This window comes from Microbacterium shimangi, from assembly GCF_043556445.1.
Taxonomy (GTDB): domain Bacteria; phylum Actinomycetota; class Actinomycetes; order Actinomycetales; family Microbacteriaceae; genus Microbacterium.
The window spans coordinates 32,944-58,024 of record NZ_JBIGII010000011.1 but is presented as its reverse complement, the minus strand read 5'-3'; the positions used below and the strand labels follow the sequence as shown (position 1 = coordinate 58,024).

At 69.4% G+C, this 25,081-nt stretch carries 22 protein-coding genes and 1 riboswitch; of the genes, 10 read left to right on the top strand and 12 right to left on the bottom strand.

The annotated features are described in order from the left end of the window. Window positions 1-21: 21 nt before the first annotated feature. The 4 genes from ACFXQA_RS15050 to ACFXQA_RS15035 all read left to right on the top strand — a co-directional run bounded on the left by ACFXQA_RS15050 (window position 22) and on the right by ACFXQA_RS15035 (window position 5,320). Window positions 22-1,851, top strand: coding sequence for an ABC transporter ATP-binding protein (locus ACFXQA_RS15050; protein WP_394520702.1), 1,830 nt, complete (start codon window positions 22-24; stop codon window positions 1,849-1,851). Further along, the gene (locus tag ACFXQA_RS15045; protein ID WP_394520701.1) at window positions 1,848-3,662 is read left to right on the top strand and encodes an ABC transporter ATP-binding protein; all 1,815 of its coding nucleotides are present in this window, start codon (window positions 1,848-1,850) and stop codon (window positions 3,660-3,662) included. The genes ACFXQA_RS15050 and ACFXQA_RS15045 overlap by 4 nt, the downstream gene beginning before the upstream one ends. Before the next feature lie 138 nt (window positions 3,663-3,800). After that, window positions 3,801-4,619, top strand: a complete 819-nt coding sequence (locus ACFXQA_RS15040; RefSeq protein ID WP_394520700.1) for a lytic transglycosylase domain-containing protein — start codon at window positions 3,801-3,803, stop codon at window positions 4,617-4,619. Next, entirely contained in the window at window positions 4,616-5,320 is a 705-nt protein-coding gene (locus ACFXQA_RS15035) for a hypothetical protein (protein ID WP_394520699.1), read from the top strand. Before ACFXQA_RS15040 ends, ACFXQA_RS15035 begins: the two co-directional genes overlap by 4 nt. 70 nt (window positions 5,321-5,390) lie before the next feature. On the opposite strand, the gene ACFXQA_RS15030 is transcribed toward ACFXQA_RS15035, so the two are convergent. Further along, window positions 5,391-5,843, bottom strand: a complete 453-nt coding sequence (locus ACFXQA_RS15030) for a GNAT family N-acetyltransferase (RefSeq protein ID WP_394520698.1) — start codon at window positions 5,841-5,843, stop codon at window positions 5,391-5,393. A 148-nt stretch (window positions 5,844-5,991) separates the two neighbouring features. Between ACFXQA_RS15030 and ACFXQA_RS15025 the strand changes: the two genes are divergently transcribed. Next, window positions 5,992-8,208: an NADP-dependent isocitrate dehydrogenase gene (locus tag ACFXQA_RS15025; RefSeq protein WP_394520697.1), complete on the top strand. Its 2,217-nt coding sequence runs from the start codon at window positions 5,992-5,994 to the stop codon at window positions 8,206-8,208. Between the two features lie 419 nt (window positions 8,209-8,627). Here ACFXQA_RS15025 and ACFXQA_RS15020 read toward each other — a convergent pair whose 3' ends face one another. Then, entirely contained in the window at window positions 8,628-10,100 is a 1,473-nt protein-coding gene (locus tag ACFXQA_RS15020; protein WP_394520696.1) for a L,D-transpeptidase family protein, read from the bottom strand. Between the two features lie 252 nt (window positions 10,101-10,352). On the opposite strand from ACFXQA_RS15020, the gene ACFXQA_RS15015 reads away from it, so the two are divergent. Continuing rightward, the gene (locus ACFXQA_RS15015) at window positions 10,353-11,132 is read left to right on the top strand and encodes a glucosamine-6-phosphate deaminase (protein ID WP_394520695.1); all 780 of its coding nucleotides are present in this window, start codon (window positions 10,353-10,355) and stop codon (window positions 11,130-11,132) included. Window positions 11,133-11,138: 6 nt separating this feature from the next. Here ACFXQA_RS15015 and ACFXQA_RS15010 read toward each other — a convergent pair whose 3' ends face one another. From ACFXQA_RS15010 to nagA, 4 genes are read right to left on the bottom strand one after another with little or no spacing between them, the layout of a single operon-like run. Beyond that, on the bottom strand, window positions 11,139-11,552 hold the full coding sequence (locus ACFXQA_RS15010; RefSeq protein ID WP_394520694.1) for an NUDIX hydrolase: 414 nt from the start codon (window positions 11,550-11,552) through the stop codon (window positions 11,139-11,141). Beyond that, window positions 11,549-12,943, bottom strand: a complete 1,395-nt coding sequence (locus ACFXQA_RS15005; protein WP_394520693.1) for an FAD-binding oxidoreductase — start codon at window positions 12,941-12,943, stop codon at window positions 11,549-11,551. The genes ACFXQA_RS15010 and ACFXQA_RS15005 overlap by 4 nt, the downstream gene beginning before the upstream one ends. Continuing rightward, window positions 12,940-13,326: a YrdB family protein gene (locus ACFXQA_RS15000; RefSeq protein ID WP_394520692.1), complete on the bottom strand. Its 387-nt coding sequence runs from the start codon at window positions 13,324-13,326 to the stop codon at window positions 12,940-12,942. The genes ACFXQA_RS15005 and ACFXQA_RS15000 overlap by 4 nt, the downstream gene beginning before the upstream one ends. Window positions 13,327-13,380: 54 nt before the next feature. Then, window positions 13,381-14,538 (bottom strand): N-acetylglucosamine-6-phosphate deacetylase, encoded by a 1,158-nt coding sequence (gene nagA, locus ACFXQA_RS14995; protein ID WP_394520691.1) that lies wholly within the window; start codon window positions 14,536-14,538, stop codon window positions 13,381-13,383. 95 nt (window positions 14,539-14,633) lie between these two features. After that, window positions 14,634-14,748, top strand: a riboswitch (ZMP/ZTP riboswitch). Between the two features lie 72 nt (window positions 14,749-14,820). Here nagA and glyA point away from each other — a divergent pair. Both glyA and ACFXQA_RS14985 read left to right on the top strand, forming a co-directional pair. Next, window positions 14,821-16,095, top strand: a complete 1,275-nt coding sequence (gene glyA / locus ACFXQA_RS14990; protein ID WP_394520690.1) for a serine hydroxymethyltransferase — start codon at window positions 14,821-14,823, stop codon at window positions 16,093-16,095. 104 nt (window positions 16,096-16,199) lie between these two features. Then, window positions 16,200-17,081: a bifunctional methylenetetrahydrofolate dehydrogenase/methenyltetrahydrofolate cyclohydrolase gene (locus tag ACFXQA_RS14985; RefSeq protein ID WP_394520689.1), complete on the top strand. Its 882-nt coding sequence runs from the start codon at window positions 16,200-16,202 to the stop codon at window positions 17,079-17,081. A 24-nt stretch (window positions 17,082-17,105) separates the two neighbouring features. Here the strand turns inward: ACFXQA_RS14985 and ACFXQA_RS14980 are convergent, their stop codons facing one another. Then, a complete protein-coding gene (locus ACFXQA_RS14980; RefSeq protein WP_394520688.1) occupies window positions 17,106-17,900 on the bottom strand; it encodes a transglutaminase-like domain-containing protein in 795 nt (264 codons plus the stop codon). Between the two features lie 170 nt (window positions 17,901-18,070). Here ACFXQA_RS14980 and ACFXQA_RS14975 point away from each other — a divergent pair, with 170 nt between their 5' ends. Next, a complete protein-coding gene (locus ACFXQA_RS14975; RefSeq protein WP_394520687.1) occupies window positions 18,071-19,540 on the top strand; it encodes an NAD-dependent succinate-semialdehyde dehydrogenase in 1,470 nt (489 codons plus the stop codon). A gap of 17 nt (window positions 19,541-19,557) precedes the next feature. On the opposite strand, the gene ACFXQA_RS14970 is transcribed toward ACFXQA_RS14975, so the two are convergent. Continuing rightward, complete coding sequence (locus ACFXQA_RS14970) at window positions 19,558-20,043, bottom strand: DUF3592 domain-containing protein (RefSeq protein WP_394520686.1); 486 nt, start codon at window positions 20,041-20,043, stop codon at window positions 19,558-19,560. Window positions 20,044-20,123: 80 nt separating this feature from the next. On the opposite strand from ACFXQA_RS14970, the gene ACFXQA_RS14965 reads away from it, so the two are divergent. Continuing rightward, the gene (locus ACFXQA_RS14965) at window positions 20,124-21,203 is read left to right on the top strand and encodes a winged helix DNA-binding domain-containing protein (RefSeq protein WP_394520685.1); all 1,080 of its coding nucleotides are present in this window, start codon (window positions 20,124-20,126) and stop codon (window positions 21,201-21,203) included. 16 nt (window positions 21,204-21,219) lie between these two features. On the opposite strand, the gene ACFXQA_RS14960 is transcribed toward ACFXQA_RS14965, so the two are convergent. Genes ACFXQA_RS14960 through ACFXQA_RS14945 form a run of 4 tightly spaced genes read right to left on the bottom strand, consistent with a single transcriptional unit; the run spans window position 21,220 to window position 24,926 of the window. Further along, window positions 21,220-21,828 carry a DUF1684 domain-containing protein gene (locus tag ACFXQA_RS14960; protein WP_394520684.1) on the bottom strand — a complete coding sequence of 203 codons (609 nt, stop codon included), beginning with the start codon at window positions 21,826-21,828 and terminating at the stop codon, window positions 21,220-21,222. A 29-nt stretch (window positions 21,829-21,857) separates the two neighbouring features. Continuing rightward, window positions 21,858-22,742: a carbohydrate ABC transporter permease gene (locus ACFXQA_RS14955; protein ID WP_394520683.1), complete on the bottom strand. Its 885-nt coding sequence runs from the start codon at window positions 22,740-22,742 to the stop codon at window positions 21,858-21,860. Further along, window positions 22,739-23,638, bottom strand: a complete 900-nt coding sequence (locus ACFXQA_RS14950; protein ID WP_394520682.1) for a carbohydrate ABC transporter permease — start codon at window positions 23,636-23,638, stop codon at window positions 22,739-22,741. The genes ACFXQA_RS14955 and ACFXQA_RS14950 overlap by 4 nt, the downstream gene beginning before the upstream one ends. Further along, a complete protein-coding gene (locus ACFXQA_RS14945) occupies window positions 23,631-24,926 on the bottom strand; it encodes an ABC transporter substrate-binding protein (RefSeq protein ID WP_394520681.1) in 1,296 nt (431 codons plus the stop codon). The genes ACFXQA_RS14950 and ACFXQA_RS14945 overlap by 8 nt, the downstream gene beginning before the upstream one ends. Window positions 24,927-25,081: the final 155 nt, after the last annotated feature.

Genomic DNA, 25,081 nt, shown 5'->3' with positions numbered 1-25,081 from the left:
GCCCACGCACCACCGAGGAACATGACTCCCGCTACGCCTGCCTCCGAACTCTCCACCGCGCTATCCCTCGCGCGGTTGCTGCCTTTCGCGCGCCCCGTCATGGGCCGCCTGATCCTGGGTGGCGTCACCGCGCTCGTCGCGAGCCTTCTCGCGCTCGGAATCCCGCTCGTGCTCGAGGCAGTCGTCGGCGGGCCCATCGCCACCGGCGACCCGGTGCTCGTCGCGTGGGGAGCGGCGGCGATCCTCGGCCTGGGCCTTCTCGAAGCGTTCCTCACGTGGGCGCGCCGCTGGTTCGTGCTGGGTCCGTCGACGCAGGTCGAGTTCCAGATCCGCACGCAGTTCTTCGACCGGTTGCAGCGGCTTCCGGTCGCCTTCCATGATCGCTGGCAGTCCGGGCAGTTGCTCAGCCGCATGATGCAGGACATCAGCCTGGTGCGCCGCTGGCTGGCATTCGGTCTGGTCGTACTGGTCGTGAACGTTCTGACGATTCTCGTCGGGTCGGTCTTGCTCTTCAGCTGGCACTGGGTGCTCGGAACGGTCTACGTGGTCTGCTCGCTGCCGTTGTGGGTGGCGGGGTACCTCTTCGAGAAGCGCTACGGCATGCTGACCCGCCGCAGCCAAGACCAGGCCGGCGACTTGGCCACAGCTGTCGAAGAGAGCGTTCACGGGATCCGCGTGCTGAAGGCTTTCGGTCGCGGCGGTCACCAACTCCGGAAGTTCACGAGTCAGGCCGAGAGTCTGCGCGCGACCGAGCTGCGCAAGGCGACCTCGGTGGGTCTCATCAACTTCTGGCTGGTGCTTCTGCCCGATGTCGCCTTGGCGCTCTGCCTCGGCGCGGGTATCGTCCTCACCTCGCTCGGACAACTCGACGTGCCCCAGCTGTTCGCCTTCTTCGCCATGGCAGCGGTGCTGCGCTGGCCCACCGAGTCGATCGGCTTCCTCTTCTCCTTCCTGCTCGACGCGCGCACCGCGACCGACCGCATCTTCGAGGTCTTCGACGAGAAGAACACGATCGTCGACCCCGCGGAGCCGGTGCGGCTCGAGCGCGCTCGCGGCGAACTCGTGTTCGAGGGCGCGCGCTTCCGGTATCAGGATGCTGCGCCCTCGGAGCGCGATCTGCTCGACGGCATCGACCTGGCCCTCCGCCCGGGCGAGACGATGGCGCTGGTCGGTCTCACCGGGTCGGGGAAGACGACGATGACCACCCTTCCCGCGCGCCTGTACGACGTGACCGGCGGGCGTGTCACCCTCGACGGCGTCGACGTACGCGATCTCTCGCTGCGCGAGCTGCGCCGCCACATCGGCATGGCATTCGAAGACGCCACCCTCTTCTCGGCGTCGGTGCGCGAGAACGTCCTGCTCGGGCGTGAAGATCTGACGCCCGGCTCGCCCGAGGCGGAAGCCGCGATCAGCGAGGCGCTCTCCGTCGCGCAGGCCGGTTTCGTGCACGACCTGCCGAACGGCCTCGACACCGTCATCGGTGAAGAAGGGCTGAGCCTCTCGGGCGGTCAGCGTCAACGCCTCGCGCTGGCCCGTGCGGTCGCCGCGAAGCCCGCGGTGCTCGTTCTCGACGACCCGCTCTCGGCGCTCGACGTCGACACCGAGGCGCTCGTCGAAGAGGCGCTCCGCGTCGTCCTCGCCGAGACGACGGCGCTCGTCGTCGCGCATCGCCCGTCGACCGTGCTCCTCGCCGACCGGGTCGCCCTGCTCGAGAACGGGCGGGTCACGGCCATCGGCACGCATACAGAGCTGCTGCGCGGCAACGACCATTACCGCCACGTGATCTCGAGCCTCGAGGTCGAAGCCGCCGTTCGCGAGACGAACACCCGCGAGATCGAGGTGATCCGGTGAGCGCCACCGTCGCAGGAACCAGCGGTGAAGACCGCTCCGACTACACGAAGGCCGAGAGCCGCAGCATCCGCCGCCGTTCCCTGCGGCTGCTGAGCTCGCTGGTGCGTCCGGTGCGCGGCCAGGTCGTGCTCGCGGCCGTCGTGCTCGTGATCTCGACCGCACTTCGGGTCGCGGGTCCGGCGCTCATCGCCTGGGGCATCAACAACGCCCTCCCCGCCGCCGTCGAGCGCGCCGAATGGATGCCGACGATCGCGGTGGTCGGCGTCTACATCGTCGCGGGCGTCGGCGGTGCGGCACTCATCGGCTGGTACTCGGTCGTCGCCGCGCGTCTGACGCAGGCGATCATGCTCGACCTGCGCAAGCGCATCTTCTTGCACACGCAGCGACTGAGCCTCGAGTTCCACGAGTCGTACACGTCGGGCCGCATCATCTCGCGACAGACCAGCGACCTCGACACGATCCGCGAACTGCTCGACGGGGGGCTCAACGAGCTGGTGTCGGGCGTGCTCTACGGCGGCTTCACGCTGATCGCGCTGCTGCTTCTGGACTGGCAGTCGGGCCTCGTCGTGGTCGTGATGGGTGTGCCGCTGTTCTTCCTGATGCGCTGGTTCTACCGCAGCTCGCAAGGGGTGTACCGCGAATCGCGCGTCATCAGTGCCCAGGTGATCGTCAAGTTCGTCGAGACCATGACCGGTATCCGCGCGGTGAAGGCGTTCCGCAAAGAGCCGCGCAACGACGAGGTGTTCGGGGAGCTCTCCGATCAGTACCGCGATGTCAACATGCGATCGATCCGCCTGTTCGGCATCTTCGAACCGGGTCTCATGGCGGTCGCAGCCGTCTCGGTGGCGGTCGTTCTGCTGTGGGGCGGGCTCCGGGTCATCGACGGGGCGTTCGCGGTGGGAACACTCCTGGGGGCCGTCCTCTACGTCCGCAACTTCTTCTCGCCCCTGCAGGAGGTGGCGTTCTTCGTCAACTCCTACCAGTCGGCGACGGCCGCGCTCGAGAAGGTGTCGGGCGTGCTCGAGGAGGAGCTCACCGTGCCCGACCCGACCGACCCGGTCGACCTGCGGAAGGCGCGCGGACACATCCGTTTCGACGACGTCGTGTTCGGGTACTCGGACGACCGCGTCATTCTCCCCGGCTTCACCCTCGACCTGCCGGCAGGTCAGACCGTCGCCCTCGTCGGAACGACGGGCGCCGGCAAGTCGACCCTTGCGAAGCTCGTCTCGCGGTTCTACGACCCGACGTCGGGCACGGTCTCACTCGACGGCGTCGACCTGCGGTCGCTGCATCCGAAAGACCTCCGCCGAGCGATCGTCATGGTCACGCAGGAGGCCTACCTGTTCAGCGGGACGGTGGCCGACAACATCGCGCTGGGCAAGCCCGACGCGTCGCTCGACGAGATCCACGCCGCCGCGCGCGCGGTGGGGGCGGATGCTTTCATCCGCGCGCTCCCCGACGGGTACGACACCGACGTGAACAAGCGTGGTGGGCGTGTCTCGGCCGGGCAGCGTCAGTTGATCTCGTTCGCGCGGGCGTTCCTCGCCGACCCGGCCGTGCTCATCCTCGACGAGGCGACGGCCTCGCTCGACATGCCGAGCGAGCGCCTCATTCAGGAGGCGCTGCAGACGCTGCTCTCCGACCGCACGGCCATCATCATCGCGCACCGCCTGTCGACGGTAGCGATCGCCGATCGGGTGCTGGTGATGGAGCACGGCCGGATCATCGAGGACGACACCCCCGAGGCGCTCATCGCGGGCACCGGCAAGTTCGCTCAGCTCCACGCATCGTGGCGGGAATCGCTCGTCTGAGGTTCGCGGGGCGTCAGCGACCGCGCGCCCCATCGCGCGAAGATCCCCGGCGCATCCACCCCACCCGTTCACCGCCGCCTGCTATCGTTCCGCGCGTCCCTCCACCATCCGACCCGCCCCGTCGAGAGAGCGACACCCGTGAACGAGATCGACGACTATTCCGCGCACCGCGGCGGTTCGTCGACGCTGACGTGGATCGGGCTCATCGTCGGCCTCGTCATCCTCACCGTCGCCGCGGTGTGGCTGGTCAACCTCGGCTCGCTCTCGCCCACGGCCGATGCGCCACGGGTCGAGGCGCCGGCCGTCGCGGTCGAGGTTTCGGGTGAGGTGACCACCGGAGGGGGTGGGCAGGCCTCGACCACCGTCGCGCCGCAGACCGGCGAACCCGCGTCGCTGTCGGTGCGCGTCGACGCCGCGTGGAGTACGCGCGTTTCGGCGACCACCGGAATACCGCAACGCGCTCTCGAGGCCTATGCCTTGGCCGACCTCGTCGTCGACGCCGAGCAACCGTCGTGCGGCATCGGGTGGAACACGCTCGCGGGAATCGGCGCGATCGAATCCAACCACGGCCGACACGGGGGAGCGGTGTTGGGGCTCGACGGCTACCCCTCGCCGGCGATCCGCGGCCCGCAGCTCGACGGCAACGGCAACGCGGCCATCGGCGACACCGACGGCGGAAGGTGGGACGGCGACACCCAGTGGGACCGCGCTGTCGGGCCGATGCAGTTCATCCCCGACACGTGGAGTCGCTGGGGCGCCGACGGCGACGGCGATGGCACGACCGACCCCAATCAGATCGATGATGCCGCGCTCGCTGCCGCGCGCTACCTCTGCCATTCGGGCGCCATGACGAGTACCGACGGGTGGCGGGCGGCCATCTTCAGCTACAACCACCTCGACACCTACGTCAACGACGTGGCAGCCGTGGCCAACCGCTACGCGGGGGCCGCGCAGTGAGCGCCGCCGATCCGTTCCGCGTCGTGCACCGCGCGCATCGCCGACGCACGTTCGGCCTGACCGTGACGGGTGTCGTGGCAGCATCCGCCCTCGCCGCCGTGACATGGCTCGTGCCCGCGGCTGTCGCCGATCAGCCCGCCCTGGCGCCGCCTGCCGCCATCACGACTCAGCCCGTTCCGGCGCCCGAGGCCCCTGCGCCCGCTTCCGTACCCGAGGCGCCCGTCGCGGGCGCGCCCGCGCCGGAGACCGTCACGACACCGGCCGCGGTCCTCGCCGCGCCCCCACCGGCAGACGAATCGACCCCCGGCTCAGCACCGGTCGAGGCCGCGCCGTCGCCCGAACCCCCGCCGGTTGTCGCGGCGCCGGTCGAGCGCGTCATCGCGATCGACACGACGGGGTACCAGGCGGAGCTCGACCAGTGCCTCTGGGTGCGCATGAACCTCACCGGAGCCAGCGCTCCCATCGTCGGTGCGCACAACAACTGCGGCGGAGAGATCGTGCTCGACCTCGTCCCCGGCGACGTGGTCACCCTGTCGGGGCAGAACCTCGACGGACGCTTCGTCGTCGTCGGCAGCCGTGACGGTAGGCCGGGGCAGAATGCCCGCGAGGCCACCCAGGGCTTGGGCGCATCGGTGATTCTGCAGACCTGCTACTTCGACGGACCCGACGTTCGCCTCGTCGCGCTCGTCCGCGTCGTCTGACCGCAGCGGGCCTCGGTCCCGGTGCTTCGCAGCGGCTAGAGGCGCACTTCCAGCGGCTAGAGGCGCACTCCTAGAGGCGCACTTCGGCGATGACCTCGCCGTATTCGGTCTCGCCGACCGGTGTGAAGCCGACGCGCCGGAAGAACGCCTCAGGACCTTCTTCGCCGGCTTCGTAGATGACGTCGACGTGCTCCATACCGCGCGCCCGCGCCTCGTCCAGCAGGCGCTCGACCGCGTAGCGTCCGATTCCGCGGCCCTGGTCTTCGGCGTCGACGTTGATACGCCAGAGCACGGAACGAAAGTGCTCCACGGATGCTTCGGGGTCGAAGTTCGCGCTGACGAATCCGACGACCTCCTCGCCGTCGAGAACGACGCGTTGCCAGGCGGTCTGCGGGTTCACCACGGTGGCGGCGATCCCGTAGCTGAGGGGGGCGAGGAACTGCTCCTGCCCGGGCTTCAGTGACAACGTATTCACGGCCACGATGGTGGAAGCCGACAGTTCGACGAGTCGCAGGTCTGCCATGACCACAGGCTAGCCGGGAAGGGCCGCGGGCGGGTAACCAGTTGTCCGCCCGTGACAAGTATCTCGATATCAAGATAGTTTTCGGGTTGCGATAGGCTGAATCATCACCCCGCGACGCTTGACACGACGCTTGACGGAGAGACGACACGTGCCTGACTCCACCATCATCTACACCCACACCGACGAGGCTCCGGCGCTCGCGACCGCATCGTTCCTGCCCATCGTGCAGGCCGTCACGCGGCATGCCGGCATCGACGTCGAGACCCGCGACATCTCGTTGGGCGGGCGCATCCTCGCGATGTTCCCCGAGCGGCTGACTCCCGAACAGCGGGTAGGCGATGCCCTCGCCGAACTCGGCGGTCTGGCGACGCTCCCCGAAGCGAACATCATCAAACTGCCGAACATCTCGGCCTCGATTCCCCAGCTCAAGGCCGCCGTCGCCGAGCTTCAGTCGCAGGGCTACGACATCCCCGACTTCCCCGACGAGCCCGCTTCGTCTGACGAGAAAGATGCCCGCGCGCGGTACGACCGCATCAAGGGATCAGCGGTGAACCCGGTACTCCGCGAGGGCAACAGCGACCGTCGTGCGCCGCTGTCGGTGAAGAACTACGCCCGCAAGCACCCGCACCGCAACAAGCCGTTCGCCGAGGGCTCGAAGACCCGCGTGGCGACGCTCGGCCACGACGACTTCCGATCGAACGAGAAGTCGGTGGTCATCCCCGGTGACGACGTGCTCAGCATTCAGCACGTCGCGGCCGACGGTACCGTCACCGTCCTCAAGGACGCCATCACCGTTCTTCCGAACGAGATCATCGACGCCACCTTCCTGTCGGCGAAGGCGCTCGACGCTTTCCTCGCCGAGACGCTGGCTGTGGCCAAGGCCGATGACCTGCTCTACTCGGTGCACCTGAAGGCCACGATGATGAAGGTCAGCGACCCGATCATCTTCGGCCACGTCGTGAAGGCCTACTTCGCCGACGTGTTCGCGCGCTACGGCGACGCGATCGCCGCCGCCGGGCTGACGGCGAACGACGGCCTCGGCGCGATCCTCTCCGGCCTCGGGTCGGTCGACGGCGGCGAAGAGATCGCCGCGGCGATCACGGCAGACCTCGCCGGGGGCCCGCGCCTCTCGTACGTCAATTCCGACAAGGGCATCACGAACCTGCATGTTCCCTCCGACGTCATCGTCGACGCGTCGATGCCGGCACTCGTCCGCAACGGCGGCAAGCTCTGGGGCGTCGACGGCGGCGAAGACGACACCCTCGCCGTCATCCCCGACTCGTCGTACGCGAGCGTCTACCAGGCCACGATCGACGACGTCATCGCGCACGGTCCCCTCAACCCGGCGACGATCGGCACCGTGCCCAACGTCGGTCTGATGGCACAGGCAGCCGAGGAATACGGCAGCCACGACAAGACCTTCGAGATCGCTGCAGCCGGCGTCGTGCAGGTGAAGAACTCGGCGGGCGAGGTGCTGATCGAGCATGCGGTCGAACCGGGCGACATCTGGCGCGCCACCCAGACCAAAGACATTCCCGTGCGCGACTGGGTCAAGCTCGCCGTCACGCGGGCTCGCGCCAGCGACACCCCCGCGGTGTTCTGGCTCGACGAGACGCGTGCCCACGACGCGCAGTTGATCGAGAAGGTGCACACCTACCTGGCCGAGCACGACACCGACGGGCTCACGATCGAGATCCTCGCGCCGGAGGCGGCGACGAAGTACTCCCTCGACCGCATCCGCCGCGGGGAAGACACCATTTCGGTGACGGGCAACGTGCTGCGCGACTACCTCACCGACCTTTTTCCGATCCTCGAGGTCGGTACGAGCGCGAAGATGCTGTCGATCGTTCCCCTTCTCGCGGGTGGCGGTCTCTTCGAGACGGGCGCCGGCGGATCCGCTCCCAAGCACGTGCAGCAGCTCGTCGCCGAGGGCTTTCTGCGGTGGGACTCGCTCGGCGAGTTCTTCGCGCTCGCGGCGTCGCTCGAGCATCTCGCCGACCGCGCCGGCAATGCGCGCGCGCAGATCCTCGCCGATACGCTCGATGCCGCGACCGGCACGTTCCTCGAGAACGACAAGTCGCCCGGTCGCACCCTCGGAATGATCGATAACCGCGGCAGCCACTTCTACCTGGCGCTCTATTGGGCGCAGGAGCTGGCCGCGCAGACGGTGGATGCCGAACTCGCGGGGGTCTTCGCCCCCGTGGCCGAGGCGCTGGCATCGAACGAAGATCGCATCGTCTCCGAGCTCAACGGCGCCCAGGGGGCGGCGACCGAGATCGGCGGCTACTACCGTCCCGACGCCGCGCTGGTCGAGGCCGTCATGCGCCCGTCCGCCACCCTGAACGGCATCGTCGACACGATCTGACCTTGAACGACGGAGAGCGGATGCTGCGAAGCATCCGCTCTTCGGCGTTTCCAGGGTCCGCCTCGGGCTTCCCCTGTCGCGAATGGTCGCTCGGTCCCGCGTTCTGTGACAGGGGAGCGGTGGGGCTGGTGGCGGTGGCCGGTTCGCCTGTCGCGAGTGGTCGCTTGGACCCGCGTTCTGTGACAGGGGAGCGGTGGGGCTGGTGGCGGTGGCCGGTTCGCCTGTCGCGAATGGTCGCTTGGACCCGCGTTCTGTGACAGGGGAGCGGTGGGGCTGGTGGCGGTGCTCGGTTCGCCTGTCGCGAATGGTCGCTCGGACCCGCGTTCTGTGACAGGGGAGCGGTGGGTGGGGAGGGCCTGAACGACGAAGAGCGGATGCTGTGAAAGCATCCGCTCTTCGTCACCGCCGGGGGGTCGGGGTCAGCTGTGCACCCAGACCTCGGTGCCCTTGGGGGCCCAGTCGTAGAGGAACTTCGCCGAGGCCACCGGAAGGTTGACGCAGCCGTGGCTCATGACGTTTCCGAAGTTGTTGTGCCAGTAGGCACCGTGGAAGCCCTGGTCGCCGTTGAAGTACGCCACCCACGGCACGTTCTCGGTGCAATACGGGGCGCCGGGGAAGCATCCCATGTCTTGGAGCGGGTTCTTCCAGCCGATCCGGAAGTTGCCCGGCGTCGTGGCAGAACCGGGCAGGCCGGTCGACGAGGCCCAGGCGTGGATCACCTGGTCGTTCTCGTAGAGGTAGGTCATCTGCGTGCTGAGGTTGACCTCGATGCGACGCTCGGTCGCCGCCGTCTGGAACGGCGTCTCGGCGACACTCAACGCGAATGCGCCGTTGCCCTCGCCCAGCTGTGTCGCGAAGGCGGCAGCGATGCCGTCGGTCGACTCGATCGCGCGGCCCGTGACGCCCTTGACCTGCTCGAGCAGCACGCCGCCGCTCGAATCGGTGACGACCGTCGCGTTGACCGCATCGCGGTTGACGGCGGCGGAAACGCCGTCGACGGAGGGCTGGATGAGTGCGGGGTCAGCCGTGAAGGCGAAGTCGCCGCCTTCGGCGGTGACGGTGAACCACGAGGCGGCCACCGCGCGGTCGACCGGAACCGTGCGCTCGTCGCCGACGTAGAAGCCGACCGAGTCGAGAATGCCGTTGAGCGTGCCGGCGGTCGCGTTCGCCTCGTCGGTGGTCGCGAGGGCCTCGACGGGCACCGCGGTGACGTCGATCGTGGTGGTCGTCTGACCGCTGTCGAAAGCCTGCTGGAGGGCCGTCTGCACGGCTGCGAGGTCGACGCCCTCGCCGGGGACGGCGGGGGTCACGGCGAACGACGCCGAACCCGCGTCGAATGCGATCGAGGCGTTGGTCGGGTCGTCGTAGAGATCAGGGGCAGCGCTCTGCAGTGCGGTGGTGGCGGTCGACGGGTCGATCGTGACCGCGGCGTCGCTCGTGCCGGGGTACCAGGTCGAGGGGTTCCACATCGGGTTCTCGGCGAAGGCCGCGTCGGCGAGGGCCCTCGCGTCGACGTTCGCCCCGAGGTCGGCGCCCGTGACTTCGAACGTCCCGTCGGAGCTATTGAGCACGACCGTGGTATCGGCGAGACGGGCGGCGATGGCGTCGGCGGCGACACCGGCCGTGAGGCCACCCACCTGCACACCGGCGACCGATGCGCCGGGAGCGATGAGCACGAACGACGCGGCGACCAGGGCAGTCAGCGTTGCGCCGACGGGGAGTCCGATCCACAGCGCGGTGCGCTTCTTCTTCGGACGGGCCGGTTCTGAGGGGGCCCAGGCCAGCGGGGTGTGGGGCGTTCCGCCATCGCTGCCCTCGGCGGCAGACGCGTGGAGCGTCTTGTCGTCGTGGCCATCTGCGTCGGCATCCGGTCTCGTCACGAGATCCGTCATGTCGGTCACCCCCTGGTCAATCAATTAATGCTAGTTGAGGACGAGCATCAGAAGGGCAACATTCCGGTCACGGTGCGAAGCGAATCGCGCCGCTTTTCGTCCGTGTAACGGGCGTGTGAACACCGGCGGGCATCCCGGTCCGCCGCTTGCAGCAGACCTATTCGTAAGGTGTACTAACAAATATGCCCGCCCTTGCCTTCTCGCCTCGATCCACCCGCATCGCCCCGCTCGGCTTCAAGGGGGCGCGCACGCGTGGCTGAGGTGATCATCGTGCCGACCGCTGCCGACGCCGGCGCGCTCGTCGCCGGCGAGATCGCCCGCCGCGTCGCGGCCGATCCCGACGTGGTCCTCGGCTTCGCCACCGGGTCGACCCCGCTCCCCGTCTACGCGGCACTGCCAGACCGGCTCACAGGGCTGGATGTGACGCGGGTGCGGGGGTTCGCTCTCGATGAGTACGTCGGACTCGATCCGCAGCATCCGCAGAGCTACGGGTCGGTGATCGCGCGCGAAGTGACCGCGCCGCTCGGGCTCGACCCCCGTAGGGTGCGCGTGCCGTCGGGATCGCTCGACGGCATCGAGCGGGCAGGTGAGGAGTACGAGCGGGCGATCGTCGCGTCGGGGGGTATCGAACTGCAGCTGCTCGGCATCGGTACCGACGGGCATCTCGGCTTCAACGAGCCGGGTTCGTCGTTCGCGTCGCTCACGCGCGTGAAGACCCTCACCCGACAGACGCGGGAAGACAACGCGCGGTTCTTCGCGTCGATCGACGACGTGCCGCACCACTGCATCACGCAGGGGCTCGGCACGATCCTCCGCGCCCGGCACCTCGTGCTGCTCGCATTCGGTGAGAGCAAGGCCGAGGCGGTGGCGAACGCCGTCGAGGGTCCGCTGACGGCTTCGCATCCGGGTACGGCGATCCAACTGCATCCGCACGCCACCGTCGTCGTCGACGAAGAGGCAGCCGGGCGCTTGCGTTTCGCCGACTACTACCGCGATGCGTACGCGCAGAAGCCGGAGTGGCAGGGCCTGTGAAGCGCGTCAGCGCGGATTCGCGCCCCAGACGAGGGGGAGCAGCACGAGGCTGAGCGGCGCCAGGGGAAGAACGGATGCTTCGGCGGCGCTGAACCAGCGCAGCTCGTCGATCTCGGCACCCGCGGCGACGTCGGCGGGTGCGACGGGGCTCGGTACGGCGAACGCGTGGGCGACGACGGTGAAGCCGGGTTCGTTCGCCGCGGACGCGCGGAAGAGCCCGAGGGGCTCGAGGTCGGTGGGATCGACGTGCAGCCCGACCTCTTCGGCGAGCTCCCTGACGAGGGTGTCGGCCGGTGTCTCGCCCGACTCTGGTTTGCCGCCGGGCTGCATGAAGACGCTCGTGCCGCGCTTGCGGACGAGGAGCGCCCGGCCGTCGTGGTCGAGAACGACGGCGGCGCTGACGTGCACTTCGCGGGTCACGGTGCGACGCTCGCGAAGACTTTGCCGGGGTTGAGGATCCCGGCCGGATCGAACGCTCTCGCGACCTGGCGCTGGAGCTCCCACTGATCGGCGCCGAGTTCGTCGGCGAGCCAACGCCGCTTCAGCACCCCGATGCCGTGTTCGCCGGTGAGCGTACCGCCGAGGTCGAGCGCCGCTCGGAAGAGCGCATCGGCCGCGGCCCAGATGTGGTCGGGCACGCCGTCGCCGGAACCCGCGTCTGTCGTGGGGGTGAAGACGAAGTTGGGGTGGAGGTTGCCGTCGCCGGCGTGCGCGACGGTGGGGATCACGATGCCGAACTCCCGCTCGATTCTGGCGATCTCGTCGAACATGGCGGCGAGTGCGCTGCGCGGAACCGACACGTCTTCGATGAGCGTCGCGCCGAGGGTCTCCATCGCGGGGTGCATCGAGCGGCGGACGGTGAGAAGCCGCTCGGCCTCTTCGTCATCGGCGGCGACGCGCACGGTGCCACCGGCCGCGCGCAGCACGTCGACGATGGCTGCGGCCTCGGCGGCGGCCGCCGGCCCGTCGGTCTGGATCGTGAGCTGAGCCACCCCTGGCGTCGGTGCCGGGAGTCCGAGCAGAGCGTGGACGGCGACGAGGCAGGTCGCATCCATCAGCTCCATGATGGCGGGCTGCACCCCCGACGCCGTCACGGCGGCCGACGCTCGGGCGCCCGCTCGCACGTCGGAGAACGTCGCAGCGATGGTGACGATCTCGCCGGGGACCAGGCGGCGGAGCTTCAGGGTCGCGGCGACGACGACCCCGAGGATCCCCTCCGAGCCGATGACGAGCGAGGTGAGGTCGAGACCCGTGACGCCCTTGACGCTCCGATGCCCGAGCTTCATCAGCCGGCCGTCGGCGAGAACGAGGTCGACACCGAGCACCGCGTCGCGCACGACCCCGTACTTCGCGCACAGCAGGCCGCCCGCACCGGTCGCGATGTTGCCGCCCACCGTCGAGATCGCGCGGCTGGCCGGGTCGGGCGCCCACCACAGGCCGTCGGCGGCGAGCGCGTCGTTCAGTTCGGCGTTGAGGATGCCCGGCTCGACCACGGCGAGAAGATCGTCGGGGCGCACCTCGAGAATGCGGGTCATGCCGCGCACCGACAGGGCGATCTCGCCGGCACCGGCGTTCGCGCCGCCCGCGAGCCCCGTACCCGCGCCGCGCGTGACGACCGGGGTGGACGTGGCGCTGGCGATCCGCAGCACGGCCTGCACGTCATCGACCGAAGCCGCGTGCACGACGGCCAGCGGGCGCGCGGGCGCGGCATGGCCTGACTTGTCGGCGCGCGCGCCGTCGAGGGCGGCGGGCGAGGTGTCGACGCGATCGCCGAGTGCGTCTCGAAGGAGCGCGACGACGTCGCCGCTCACGCGAAGCGCCGGCGCCCGGCGAACAGGCCGCACGTGACGGCGACGATCGCGAACACGAGGCCGATCCAGATCTGACCGATGCTCCACCATGCGACCGTCGCCGCGGCGTACACCAGCAGTTCGACGATGGCGCGAACGAAGGGGTGCACCGCGAACACGGCGCGGGGCGAGACGAACAGCGCCCAGATCAGGATCGCGGCGACCGGCGCGCCGATGCCGTAGACGATGTTCCAGGGGAAAGGCCACGAGGCGAAGCCCCAGAAGGCGAGCGTGCCGAATGCGAACAGCTCGCAGAGGAACGCGCCGATCTCGGCCACCGAGGGTCGCGGCCGCATGCCCGGCTCGAGGGGCGCATCGGCGCGGACGTTCGGGGTCTCGGACATGAGCCCAGTCTACGATCCGGCGCAGAGCCGACTCCTGCGATCTGTCGGGGTCGATCAGACGGCGCGGACACCCGACGCCCACACCGCCCGCACGCGCAGCGCCGCGTCGAGCAGCACCGCGTCGGCGCGGAGTGCGGGCTTCAGACGACCGACCGTGTGACCGACCCCGATCGCGTCGGCCGGCACCGCGGTGGCTGCCCGCAGGGCTTCGGCGAGGGGCATCCCCGCCGCCACCGCGCGGCGGACGGCGGCGTCTTGGGTGAGGGTCGATCCGGCCAGTACGTCGGTGCCCGCCAGACGCGCGACCCCGCCTCGCACCTCGACCTCGTACGAGCCGAGCGTGTAGCTGGCATCGGATGCTGCGGCGGCGGCCATCGCGTCGGTGACGAGCGCGATGCGTCCGGTCGCGGCGGCCAGGCCGATGCGCAGCACATCGGGGTGCACGTGGGTGCCGTCGGCGATGAGTTCGAGGGTCACCCGGGCGTCGGCCACGGCAGCGCCGATGGGGCCGGGTTCGCGGTGGTGAAGCCCCGGCATCGCATTGAACGCGTGCGTGAGGATCGTCGCTCCGGCGTCGAATGCGCGGCGCGCGACGGCTGCATCCGCCTCGGTGTGTCCGACCGCGGCGGCCGCGCCCGCTGCGACGATCATCTCGATCGCGGCGAGGGCGTCGGGGAGTTCGGGCGCGATCGTGACCTGGCGCACGGTGCCGCGGCCGGCAGCGAGCAGGGCGGCGACGGCGCCGGGTTCGGGGGGACGAAGCGCCTCGGGGTCGTGAGCGCCCCTGCGCGCGAGGGAGAGGAACGGCCCCTCGAGGTGGGAGCCGAGCACGTCGTGGTCGACCTCGGCGAGTCCGGCGACGACCGCCACCCGGCGCTCGAGGACGTCGAGCCGTGCCGAGACGAGCGAGACGACCGCACTGGTGGTGCCGTGCGCGCGGTGCGCTCGCCGTGCCGCGCGGATCTCTTCGACGCCGTCGTCGTACGAGAAGCCGCCCCCGCCGTGTCCGTGGATGTCGACGAAACCCGGCGACAGAACGGCGCCGGGGCCCGCGATCGCCGTCGCGTCGACGGCATCGTCGGCGGGGGAGTGCCGCCAGGACTCGCCCACGCCGGTCTCGGAGACGCGACCCTCCGCCCAGCGCACCCAGGCGTTCTCGACGACGCGCCCATCGTCGATGAGTCGTGCCGAGTGAACGGTCAGATCGTCCATGCGAGCCCGTCTGTAAGGAGGCCTAACAAAAGGTGGGGTCAGCCTAGCAAGGGGTGCCGCGCGCTCGGGGTGCGGCCGACAGCATCCGGTATGCTCTGACCTGTCGCGACTGGCGTTGAGGTGGAAGACCACCGGGGAGCGACGAACGTCCCGCCTCCTGCCGGATTGCATTCGAAGCAGTGGCACCGACCGCGCGCCTGGGCCGATGTGGAAGTTCGATCAGTTCGCTCCGCGAGCCGATCGACAGCCGCAGTACATTCCCGACGTTCGAGGAGTCCGCCTGTGTCCGACCCGTCTTTCAACGCCCCCCTCTCCGAGGTCGATCCCGAAATCGCCCAGGTTCTCGACCGCGAGCTCGACCGCCAGCGCGGCTACCTCGAGATGATCGCCTCTGAGAACTTCGTACCGGTCTCCATCCTGCAGTCGCAGGGGTCGGTGCTCACGAACAAGTACGCCGAGGGCTATCCCGGCCGCCGCTACTACGGCGGCTGCGAAGAGGTCGACGTCGCCGAAGATCTCGCGATCGAGCGGGCCAAGAGCCTGTTCGGATCGAAGTTCGCCAACGTGCAGCCGCACTCCGGCGCGACGGCGAACGCGGCGGTCCTCCACGCGATCGCTCGCCCGGGCGACACGCTTCTCGGCCTCGCGCTCGATCAGGGCGGCCACCTCACGCACGGCATGAAGATCAACTTCTCGGGCCGGCTCTACAACATCGTCGCGTACGGCGTCGACCCCGAGACCTCGCTCATCGACATGGACGAGGTGCGCCGACTCGCCGTCGAGCACAAGCCGAAGGTGATCATCGCGGGCTGGTCGGCGTATCCGCGCCAGCTCGACTTCGCCCGGTTCCGCGAGATCGCCGACGAGGTCGGCGCCCTCCTCTGGGTCGACATGGCGCACTTCGCGGGCCTCGTCGCCGCGGGCGTGCACCCGAGCCCGGTGCCGCACGCCCACGTCGTGTCGTCGACGGTGCACAAGACCATCGGTGGCCCGCGATCGGGGTTCATCCTGACCAACGACGCCGACCTCGCGAAGAAGCTCGACACCGCCGTCTTCCCCGGCCAGCAGGGTGGGCCGCTGATGCACGTGATCGCGGCCAAGGCGACGGCGTTCAAGCTCGCGGCGGCCCCGGCCTTCCGCGAGCGTCAGGAGCGCACCGTCCGCGGTGCCGCGATCGTGGCCGAGCGCCTCACCCGTGACGACGTCGCCGCAGCCGGCATCGCCGTGCGCTCGGGAGGCACCGACGTGCACCTCGTGCTCGTCGACTTACGTGAGGCCGCAATCGACGGCAAGCAGGCAGAAGATCTGCTGCACGAGATCCACATCACGGTCAACCGCAACGCGGTGCCGAACGATCCGCGCCCGCCGATGGTGACGTCGGGTCTCCGGATCGGTACCCCCGCCCTCGCCACGCGCGGTTTCGGCGACGCGGAGTTCACCGAGGTGGCCGACATCATCGCACTCGCGCTGCAGCCGGGCGCCGACGTCGAGGCGCTCCGTGCCCGTGTGGCCGCCCTGACGGCGGGCTTCCCGCTGTACCCGGGACTCGTGCAGTAACACCGCGCGACGAGCGAGCCCGGTTGCCGCAGACCTATCCCTACGGGCATAGTGATATTCGGGAGCCGGGCTCCTGTCCCGTCAAAGACGACCGAGGAGAACACATGACCGCGCAGAAGCTCGACGGCAAGGCGGCAGCAGCCGAGATCAAGGCGGAGTTGCGCGAGCGCGTCGACGCCCTCCGTGCACGGGGCGTCACCCCCGGCATCGCGACGGTGCTCGTCGGAGCCGATCCCGCCTCCCAGCTCTACGTGGGCATGAAGCACCGCGAGTCCGAGGCGATCGGGATGAACTCGATCCAGGTCGAGCTGCCGGCGGACGCGACCCAGGCCGACGTCGAGGCGACGATCGACGCGCTCAACGCCGATCCGACGTGCCACGGCTACATCGTGCAGTTGCCCCTCCCGAAGCAGATCGACACCGATGCGATCCTCGAGCGGATCGACCCCGCCAAAGACGCCGACGGCCTGCACCCGACCAACCTCGGCCGGCTGGTGCTGAACGTGAACGCGCCGATCACGACCCCGCTGCCCTGCACGCCCCGCGGCGTGATCGAGCTGCTGTTGCGCAACGGCTACGACCTCAAGGGAAAGCACGTCGTCGTCGTCGGCCGTGGCGTCACGATCGGCCGGTCGATCGGTCTGCTGCTCACGCGTCGCGAGCTCAACGCCACCGTCACCCTGACCCACACAGGAACGACCGATCTCGGCTTCCACCTGCGCCAGGCCGATGTCATCGTCGCGGCGGCCGGGGTGAAGCACATCGTGCTCGCCGAGCACGTCAAGCCGGGCGCCGCGGTGCTCGACGTCGGCGTGACGCGCGAGGTCGACCCCGAGACGGGCAAGAACCGCGTCCACGGCGACGTGCACCCCGACGTCGCCGGGGTCGCCGGCTACCTCTCGCCGAACCCGGGTGGAGTCGGCCCGATGACGGTGGCGCTTCTCATGACGAACGTGGTCGAGGCCGCCGAGCGCGCGTCGGTCTGAGCCCGGGACCGATTCTCGCTGAGGTCAGGTCAGCTGTACGAGCTGGGTGATGTCGTCGAGGGGCAGAGATTCGGCGGTCGCGGTGACTTCGACCTCGACGAGGTCGGCGAAGCCCGAGGCGATGGTCAAGAAGGCGGTGTCGGCCGCGTCGCGCCCGGTCGCGATGCGCACGAGCGTCTGGCGCGGCGCCAGGGTCGTCGCATCGGCGATGCGCCACGCACCGTCGATCCAGGCCTCGGCGACGGCGTGGAAATCCATCGGGTGCAGGCCGGGGGCGTAGACCGCGGCGAGGCGGGCCGGCACGTTCAGTGCGCGCAGGAGTGCCACGCAGAGGTGGGCGTAATCGCGGCACACACCGCGACGGTCGAGCAGGGTGCGCACGGCCCCGTCGGTCGGCAGGCTCGACCCGGGAACGTAGGCGAGTTCGGTGCCGACCCACGACGACACCGACGCGAGCAGGTCGGCCGGGTCGACGATCCCCGCGAACTCGGCGACGGCGGTCGGCAGCAGCCGATCGGATTCGGCGTAGCGGCTGGGCCGCGTGTAGACGAGCAGATCCGCCTCGGTCGCGGTGGCCACGGCGCCCTCGTGCACGGTCGCGCTGTAGCGCACCTCGAGACGACCGGGTTCCACCTTCAGGCGGTGGAGCCGCGTGCCGTGGATGTCGTGGACGACGGCGGGATCGACCCGTCGACCGTCGACCGACGCCGTGAACTCCTCGGCGTAGGTCGGGTAATGGCCCGACACCGCGATCGCGAACACCAGGTCTGCCTGCCGGGTCACATCGAGCACGATCTTGCTTGTCACGTCACGTCTCATGCCGACAGCGTGGCACACCCGCGACCGCGCGGAGGCCTCTGCCGACGAAGGGGAGCCGCAGCATCCGGTCACCCCCTCGTACAGGGGCGGATGCTGTGCTGTACGCCTCGTACATCGGGGGTGTCCGACGTGCGGACGAGAATGGTCGGACCGACCGTGTGGGAGAAGACATGAGCGACCGAGAATCCGAACTGCTGGCGTCCGTGCCCGACAGGTTGTTCATCGGCGGCACGTGGCGTCCGGCCGAGGGAGGCCGCACGCTCGCGGTGCGTGACCCGGCGACCGGGGCAGTGCTCCGCGAGATCGCCGACGCGTCACCGGCCGACGGCACGGCCGCACTCGATGCGGCGGTCGACGCGTTTCCCGCATGGGCGGCGACGCCCGCGAGGGAGCGCGGCGAGATCCTCCGTCGTGCGTTCGACCTGGTGCAGGCCCGCAAAGAAGACATCGCTCTGCTGATGACGCTCGAGATGGGCAAGCCGCTCGCCGAGGCCCGCGGCGAGGTCGTCTACGGCGGCGAATTCCTGCGGTGGTTCAGCGAAGAAGCGCCCCGCGTCGGAGGGCGTTACGGCGCGAACCCCGAGGGCACCGGGCGCATGATCGTCTCGCAGCATCCGGTCGGGCCGTGCTACCTGATCACGCCGTGGAACTTTCCGCTCGCGATGGCGACCCGCAAGATCGCCCCCGCGCTGGCGGCCGGATGCACCGTGGTCGTGAAGCCCGCGGAGTTGACACCGCTCACGACGTTGCTGTTCGTCCAGCTGCTCGAAGAGGCGGGTCTGCCCGCCGGGGTGGTCAACGTGCTCACGACGTCCGCCTCCGGAGAGGTGTCGGAGCCCATCATCCGCGACCCGCGGCTGCGCAAGCTCTCGTTCACCGGGTCCACCCCGGTGGGACGCAGGCTGCTGGAGCAGGCGGCCGGCGGGGTGTTGCGGACGTCGATGGAACTCGGCGGCAACGCGCCCTTCCTCGTCTTCGACGACGCCGACCTCGACAAAGCCGTCGACGGTGCGATGGCCGCGAAGTTCCGGAACATCGGCCAGGCCTGCACGGCGGCCAACCGCTTTCTCGTGCACCGATCGGTCGCCGACGAGTTCGCCCGACGGGTCACCGAACGGGTGAAGGCATTCCGCATCGGACGCGGCACCGAAGAGGGCGTCACGATCGGACCCCTGATCGACCAGCGGGCGGTCGACAAAGCCTCGACCCTGGTCGGCGACGCGCTGGCGAAGGGGGCGACGCTCGAGACCGGCGGGTCAGCGATCGAGGGCGCGGGCACTTTCTACGAGCCGACGGTTCTCAGCGGCGTCGCGGAGGGGAGCGACATCCTGCGCGAGGAGATCTTCGGTCCCGTCCTGGCCATCGTTCCGTTCGACGACGAGGACGACGCGGTGCGCTTGGCCAACGACACCGAGTACGGCTTGGTGTCGTACGTCTACACCGAGAGTCTCGCGCGCGGTCAGCGCATGATCGAGCGGCTCGAGACGGGAATGATGGGGCTGAATATCGGGGTGGTCTCGAACGCGGCGGCACCATTCGGCGGGTGGAAGCAGTCGGGCCTCGGCCGTGAGGGCGGCGCCGAGGGCATTCACGAGTACCTGCAGACGAAGTACACGCTGACCCAGAACCCGTTCGGCTGACCCGGGACTCGAGAGCGTCACCCCGCCTCTCGCCGCCGGCGCGCTCTACCTCGTGCGAAGCCGGACCACATGACGACGACGAGCACGACGGACATGAGCGTGAGGAGCCCGCCCAGGCCCGTGACGGTGCGGCCGGGCGTGCCGTGGCCCTCGACGACGGCCGCGCTCGGATCGGTGGCGCCGTAGATGACGGTGACGCTTTCGCCGAGGGCGGGCTTCTCGTCGGGTGCCCAGTCGGCCCACACCGAATGCGAAGAACCATCGTCGGCGACGTAGTCCGCCCTGAAGTTGTGCGTGGAGGCGTCTGACCCGTCGTTCACTTCACCCACCGTGCCCGTCGTGCGCGTGCCGCTCGCGACGAGTTCGCCGTCGGCGGCGTTCATCGACGACCCGATCACCAGCATCACGGGCCCGGCGAGAAGGATGGCGACGATCACGATCGTCTGGAACACGGGGTGGTACACGAAGCTCCGGCGCGAGCCGTCGGAGTCGTAGGGCGTCATCACGTGCTCATCTCAGCACGTTTCGCCCCCGGCGACCGCCGAGGCCCGGCGGCGATGCTCGGGACGGGCAGGATAGGGCTGTGAACCGGAGCGCGACCCTCGACCGACGATTGCGGTCGCATCGTCTCATCGCGCCGGCGTCGACGGTCGTCGATGCGGCGGAGCACATGCTCGCCGTGCAGGCGCAGGAGTTCTGGGGCGGGCGGTGGGCCCTGGCCGTTCGAACGCGCGACGCGCCGACCGTCACCGAAGTCGATGGCGCCTTCGCGCGCGGCGAGCTCATTCGTGCGTGGACGATGCGCGGCACGCTCCACATCACACGCGCCGCCGATCTGGCGGGACTCCTCGCGGTGACGGCCGAGAGGCAAGTGCAGCTCGCGGCCGCTCGGCATCGCGAACTCGGCCTCGACGTCGAAACGTTCGCGCGCGCCGAAACGCTCGTGCACGCCACCCTCACCGGCGGCGGGCGACTCACCCGCGCGGAATTCAGCGCGATGCTCGCCCGCGGCGGAGTCGACCCCGAGGGTCAACGCGGCATCCACGTGCTGCAGATGCTCGCACTGCGCGGCGTCGTCGTGCTCGGCCCGGTCGTGCCGCGTGAGGGCGGGCCGGGTCGCGAGCAGTACATCGTGCTCGCAGAGGAGTGGATCACGGATGCTGCGCCGCCGACCGATCCGCTCGCGGACATGTTCGCGCGCTACATCGCCTCGCACGGCCCGGGGACGGCCCGCGACTTCGCCTGGTGGAGCGGTCTGCCGCTCGGGGTCGCGCGTGAAGCGGCGGTCGCCGCATCCGATCGAGTCGTCGCGTCGGGTGAGCAGCGCGAGGCGCACTACATCTCGACCGCGCCCGCCCCGCGTCGTGCCCGGTCGGCTCCCGACGTTCTCGCGCTCCCGCCGTTCGAGGAGTTCTACCTTTCGTACACCGACCGCACGGTCTCGTGTGCGCCGCCGATCGCCGCGGTCGTGGGGCCCGCGAAGAACGGCATGGTGCGCCCGATCCTCCTCTCGCGCGGCGAGGTCGTCGGGGTCTGGTCCCACTCGCTCGCGGTGGGTCGACATCGGGATGAGCCCGTCCCTCAACTCCTCGTGCCGGGCGGGGCGAGCGACGCCGAGGTCGCCGGAGCGATCGCGCGCTACGCCGCGTTCGTGACGGGCTGACCGCCGGCGACGCGGGTCAGTGCGCGCTGCCGTAGCGCTCGCCGACGGGAATGTCGACCGCCACCGTGTTGCCGATCGGCGCGAGTGGGCAGGCCCACATCGGGTCGTACGCGCACGACGGGTTGTAGGCGAAATTGAAGTCGAGCACGAGGGTGTCGTCCGACCCGCCGAGGTCGGCGCCTTTGATCGTGTCGAGCAAGTAGCGTCCGCCGCCGTATGTGCCGCCGGGTGCACGGCTGAGGGCATCTTTCACGGGAACGAAGATGCCGCCGCCGTACGCCGCGAGGCGCCAGACGTCGAGATCGCCGACGCCGGGAACCTCGACGCGTCCGATCCGCTCGAACGGCACTATGCCGTCGGTGCCGGTCTCGACATCCATGCGCTGCGGTTCGGCGGGCTCGATACGGCAGGTGAAGCGCCAATCGGCGTCGTAGGGCTTCACACGCAGACCGGTGAAGTCGGCGCGGTCGTTGGGCAGCAACGGAGTCGCCGGGTGCTGCGCGAACAGGTCGTCGCGACCGCGACGCCAGAGATCGTGGGCGGCGGCGAGATCGGTCGACGCGCGCACCTCCGCGTAGAGCGCGAAAACCCGTCGACGCCAGTCGAGCACTTCGAGTGCCTGCATCCCTCGACCCTAATCCTGCGCGGGCGCGTTCACTTGATGCCGCTGCGCGCGAACCCGGCGATGAAGTAGCGCTGGAACAGCAGGAACACCACGGCGATGGGTACGACGTTGATGAGGGCGAACGCCATGGTCGCCCCGTAGTCGCTGTTCGCCTGACCCTGCAGGTAGAGCAGGCCGATGGGGAGGGTGAACAGCCGGTTCTCGCGGAGGGCGATGAGGGGCCAGGCGAAATCGTTCCACGACGACAGCAGGCTCATGAAGACGAGGACGGCGATGAGCGGCTTCGACAGGGGCAGCACGATCCGCAGGAACGTCTGCAGGTGACCGGCGCCGTCGAGCCGGGCGGCCTCGAGGAGTTCTTTCGGGATGCCCAGCATGAACTGCCGCGCGAGGAAGAGACCGAAGGCCGAAGCTGCGGTCGGCAGGATCACCGCCCAGTAGGTTCCGTACAGCCCTGCGCCCGTGATGATGCGGAAGAGAGAGACCATGATCACCTGCACGGGCAGAACGAGGGTCGCGAGCGCGACGAAGAAGAGCGCCGTGGAGCCCGGAAAACGCAGCTGAGCGAAGGCGTACCCGGCGAGGAGGCTCGTCGAGACCGAGATGATCGTCACGACGACCGCGATCGCCACGGAGTTGCCGAACCACGCCAGCACCGGGAACGACGTGAACACCCGATCGAAATTCTCGAGGGTGAACTCCCGCGGCCAGAGGCGGAGGTCGCGCCCGCCGAGCAGTTCGGACCGGCTGGAGAACGCCACGACGACCATCCAGTACAGCGGCGAGATCGTCGCGAGACCCGCGACCGCGACGATGAGAGTGCGCGTGACGAGGCTGAGACGGCTCTCTCGGCCGACGCGGTCGGCTCGCCGGGGGACGGATGCTGCGCGCACGGGCGACTGCGGAGCGCTCATTCGACGACGTCCCTCGTGCGGCTGGCGCGCCACTGTGCGCCGGCGAAGACCAGTGCGAACAGGAACAGGATCATTCCGATCGCCGCGGCGTATCCCTGATCCCGCGTGACGAACCCGGTCTCATACGCGTACGTGACGAGCACCGAGGTCGCACCTCCCGGTCCGCCGCCGGTGAGGACGAACACGATGTCGAACACCTGGAACGAATAGATGACGTTCAGGACGACGAGGAAGAAGGTCGTCGGGCCCAGGAGCGGCACCGTGACATGCCGGAACCGCTGCAGGGTGTTGGCGCCGTCGAGACGAGCGGCCTCGTGAAGGTCGGGCCCGATGCCCTGAAGCCCGGCGAGGTAGATGAGCATGTTGAATCCCGTGCGCCACCAGACCGTGGCCAGGACGATGGAGAGGAAGGCGGGGGCGGCATCGGACTGCCAGGTCACCGGCGAGAGCCCGAACCCCTCGAGGAGACGGTTCAGGATTCCCGAGTTCTGGTCGAACACGAGAACGCCGATGAGAGCTGTCGCCACCCCCGACACCGCCATCGGCAGGATCAGCAAGGAACGGAACAGCGGACGTGCCGGGAGCGCGGTGTTGAGCAGGGTCGCGGCGACCAGGCCCAGGCCCATCGAGAGCGGCGTGACGATGAGGGTGAAGAGCACGGTGTTGCCCAACGCGCGCCAGAACAACGGATCGGATCCGAGTCGGGCGTAGTTCTCCAGACCGATGAACGTTCCGTCGCCGAAGCCATCGGTGCGTTGCAGACTGACGACGAAAGCCCCGACCAGCGGGACGAGCACGAAGACGAGCAGCAGCGCATAGTTCGGCGCGATGAAGCCGTAGGCCGCAAGTGCCTCGCGCCGCGCGCCGGCGCGACGACCTCGGGTGGCGCTAGGCACCGGTGGCGGCTCCGATCCCGGTCTGCAGGTTCTGGACGGTCGTCGCGGCGTCCTGGGCGCCGGTGAACGCCAGGTCGAGCTGTTCCTTCAGCACCGGGATGATCGCCGACATCGAGGGGCTCGCGACCTGGGCGACGTCTTTCGCCTGCACGGTCGAGGCCTGCGCCGCGAAGATCGGCGCGAGCTCGGGGCGCACGTCGAACTCCAGGTCGGAGTTCAGCAGGTCGCCGCGGGTGGGCAACAGCGATGCCGCGCGGCAGAACTGTCGCATCTGCTCGGCGTCGGTGGCGAACTCCAGGAACGCCGCGGCGAGCTCGGGCTGCGCGGTCTGCGCCGTGGCCACGAGGGCGTTGCCGCCGAAATCGCCGCCGCCGCGCACATTGCGCGGGGCGAAGGTGGCGGCCCATTCGAAATCGGCCGTGGATTCGGCATCCGGAATCTGGAACGCACCCGACCACACCATGGCGGTCGACTGCGAGAACCACGACTCGCTCGCGTAGCTCGATGAGGCGATCGTGTTGTTCGCCGGCACGAATCCGCGGGAGAAGAACGAGCTCGAGAACTCGACGGCCTCGCGCGCCGCGGCCGAATCGATGACCGGTGTCATCTTGTCTTCGGCGAGGAAGGCGCCGTCGGCCTGGAACAGCAGGCTCAACCACCGGGTGACGCCGTTGCCCTGCCAGTTGTAGGCCCAGGGGTAACGGTCGGCGGGAAGGGATGCCTTCAGCTGCTCGCCCACTTCGGCGAGCTGCTCCCAGGTCCACGCCTCCTCGAGGGTCTGCGGGACGCTGTCGATGCCGGCCGAGCGCAGGAGGTCGAGGTTGACCAGGATGGCGGAGGTGTCGGTGTGGTGGGGCAGGCCGAACGGCTTGTCGCCGCTCTGCACCGCAGCCCATGCCGCCGGGGTGAACTGCTCCTGACGCCCCGCCGAGAGATGGGGCGAGAGGTCGAGCAGCTGCTCACGACCGGCGTACGCGCCGAAGGTGTAATACGGCACCCGGAAGAGGTCGGGCGGGTTTCCTGCCTGCAGCTGCGCGTCGATGTTCGTGAACATCTGCTCGTAGGGAACGGCGTTGAGTTCGACCGTGACACCCTCGTTCGCGGCCTCGAAGGCGGCGATGGTCGAGCGGAAGCCGGCGAGTTCGGCATCGGTGCCCCAGGTCGTGAACGTGAGCGTGCCCTGGCGTCGCGCAGGGGCCGCGGGTTGCAGGAAGCCGCAACCTGCCAGCAGGAAAGGCAGGGCGACGGCGCCCGACCCGACGAGAAATGCGCGGCGAGAGAGAGGCATGGAAAGCTCCGTTCGGGGGCGCGGAGCCACTGCTGTGAGACTCGCGTTCCGTAAAGCTAGCGACCGGCGGCGCCGGATACACGCGCTTGACGAGAGCGCACTCGTGTGCACGGACACGCCCGGGCTGCAGCGCCGTCGTGCGCGGGCGACGGCGC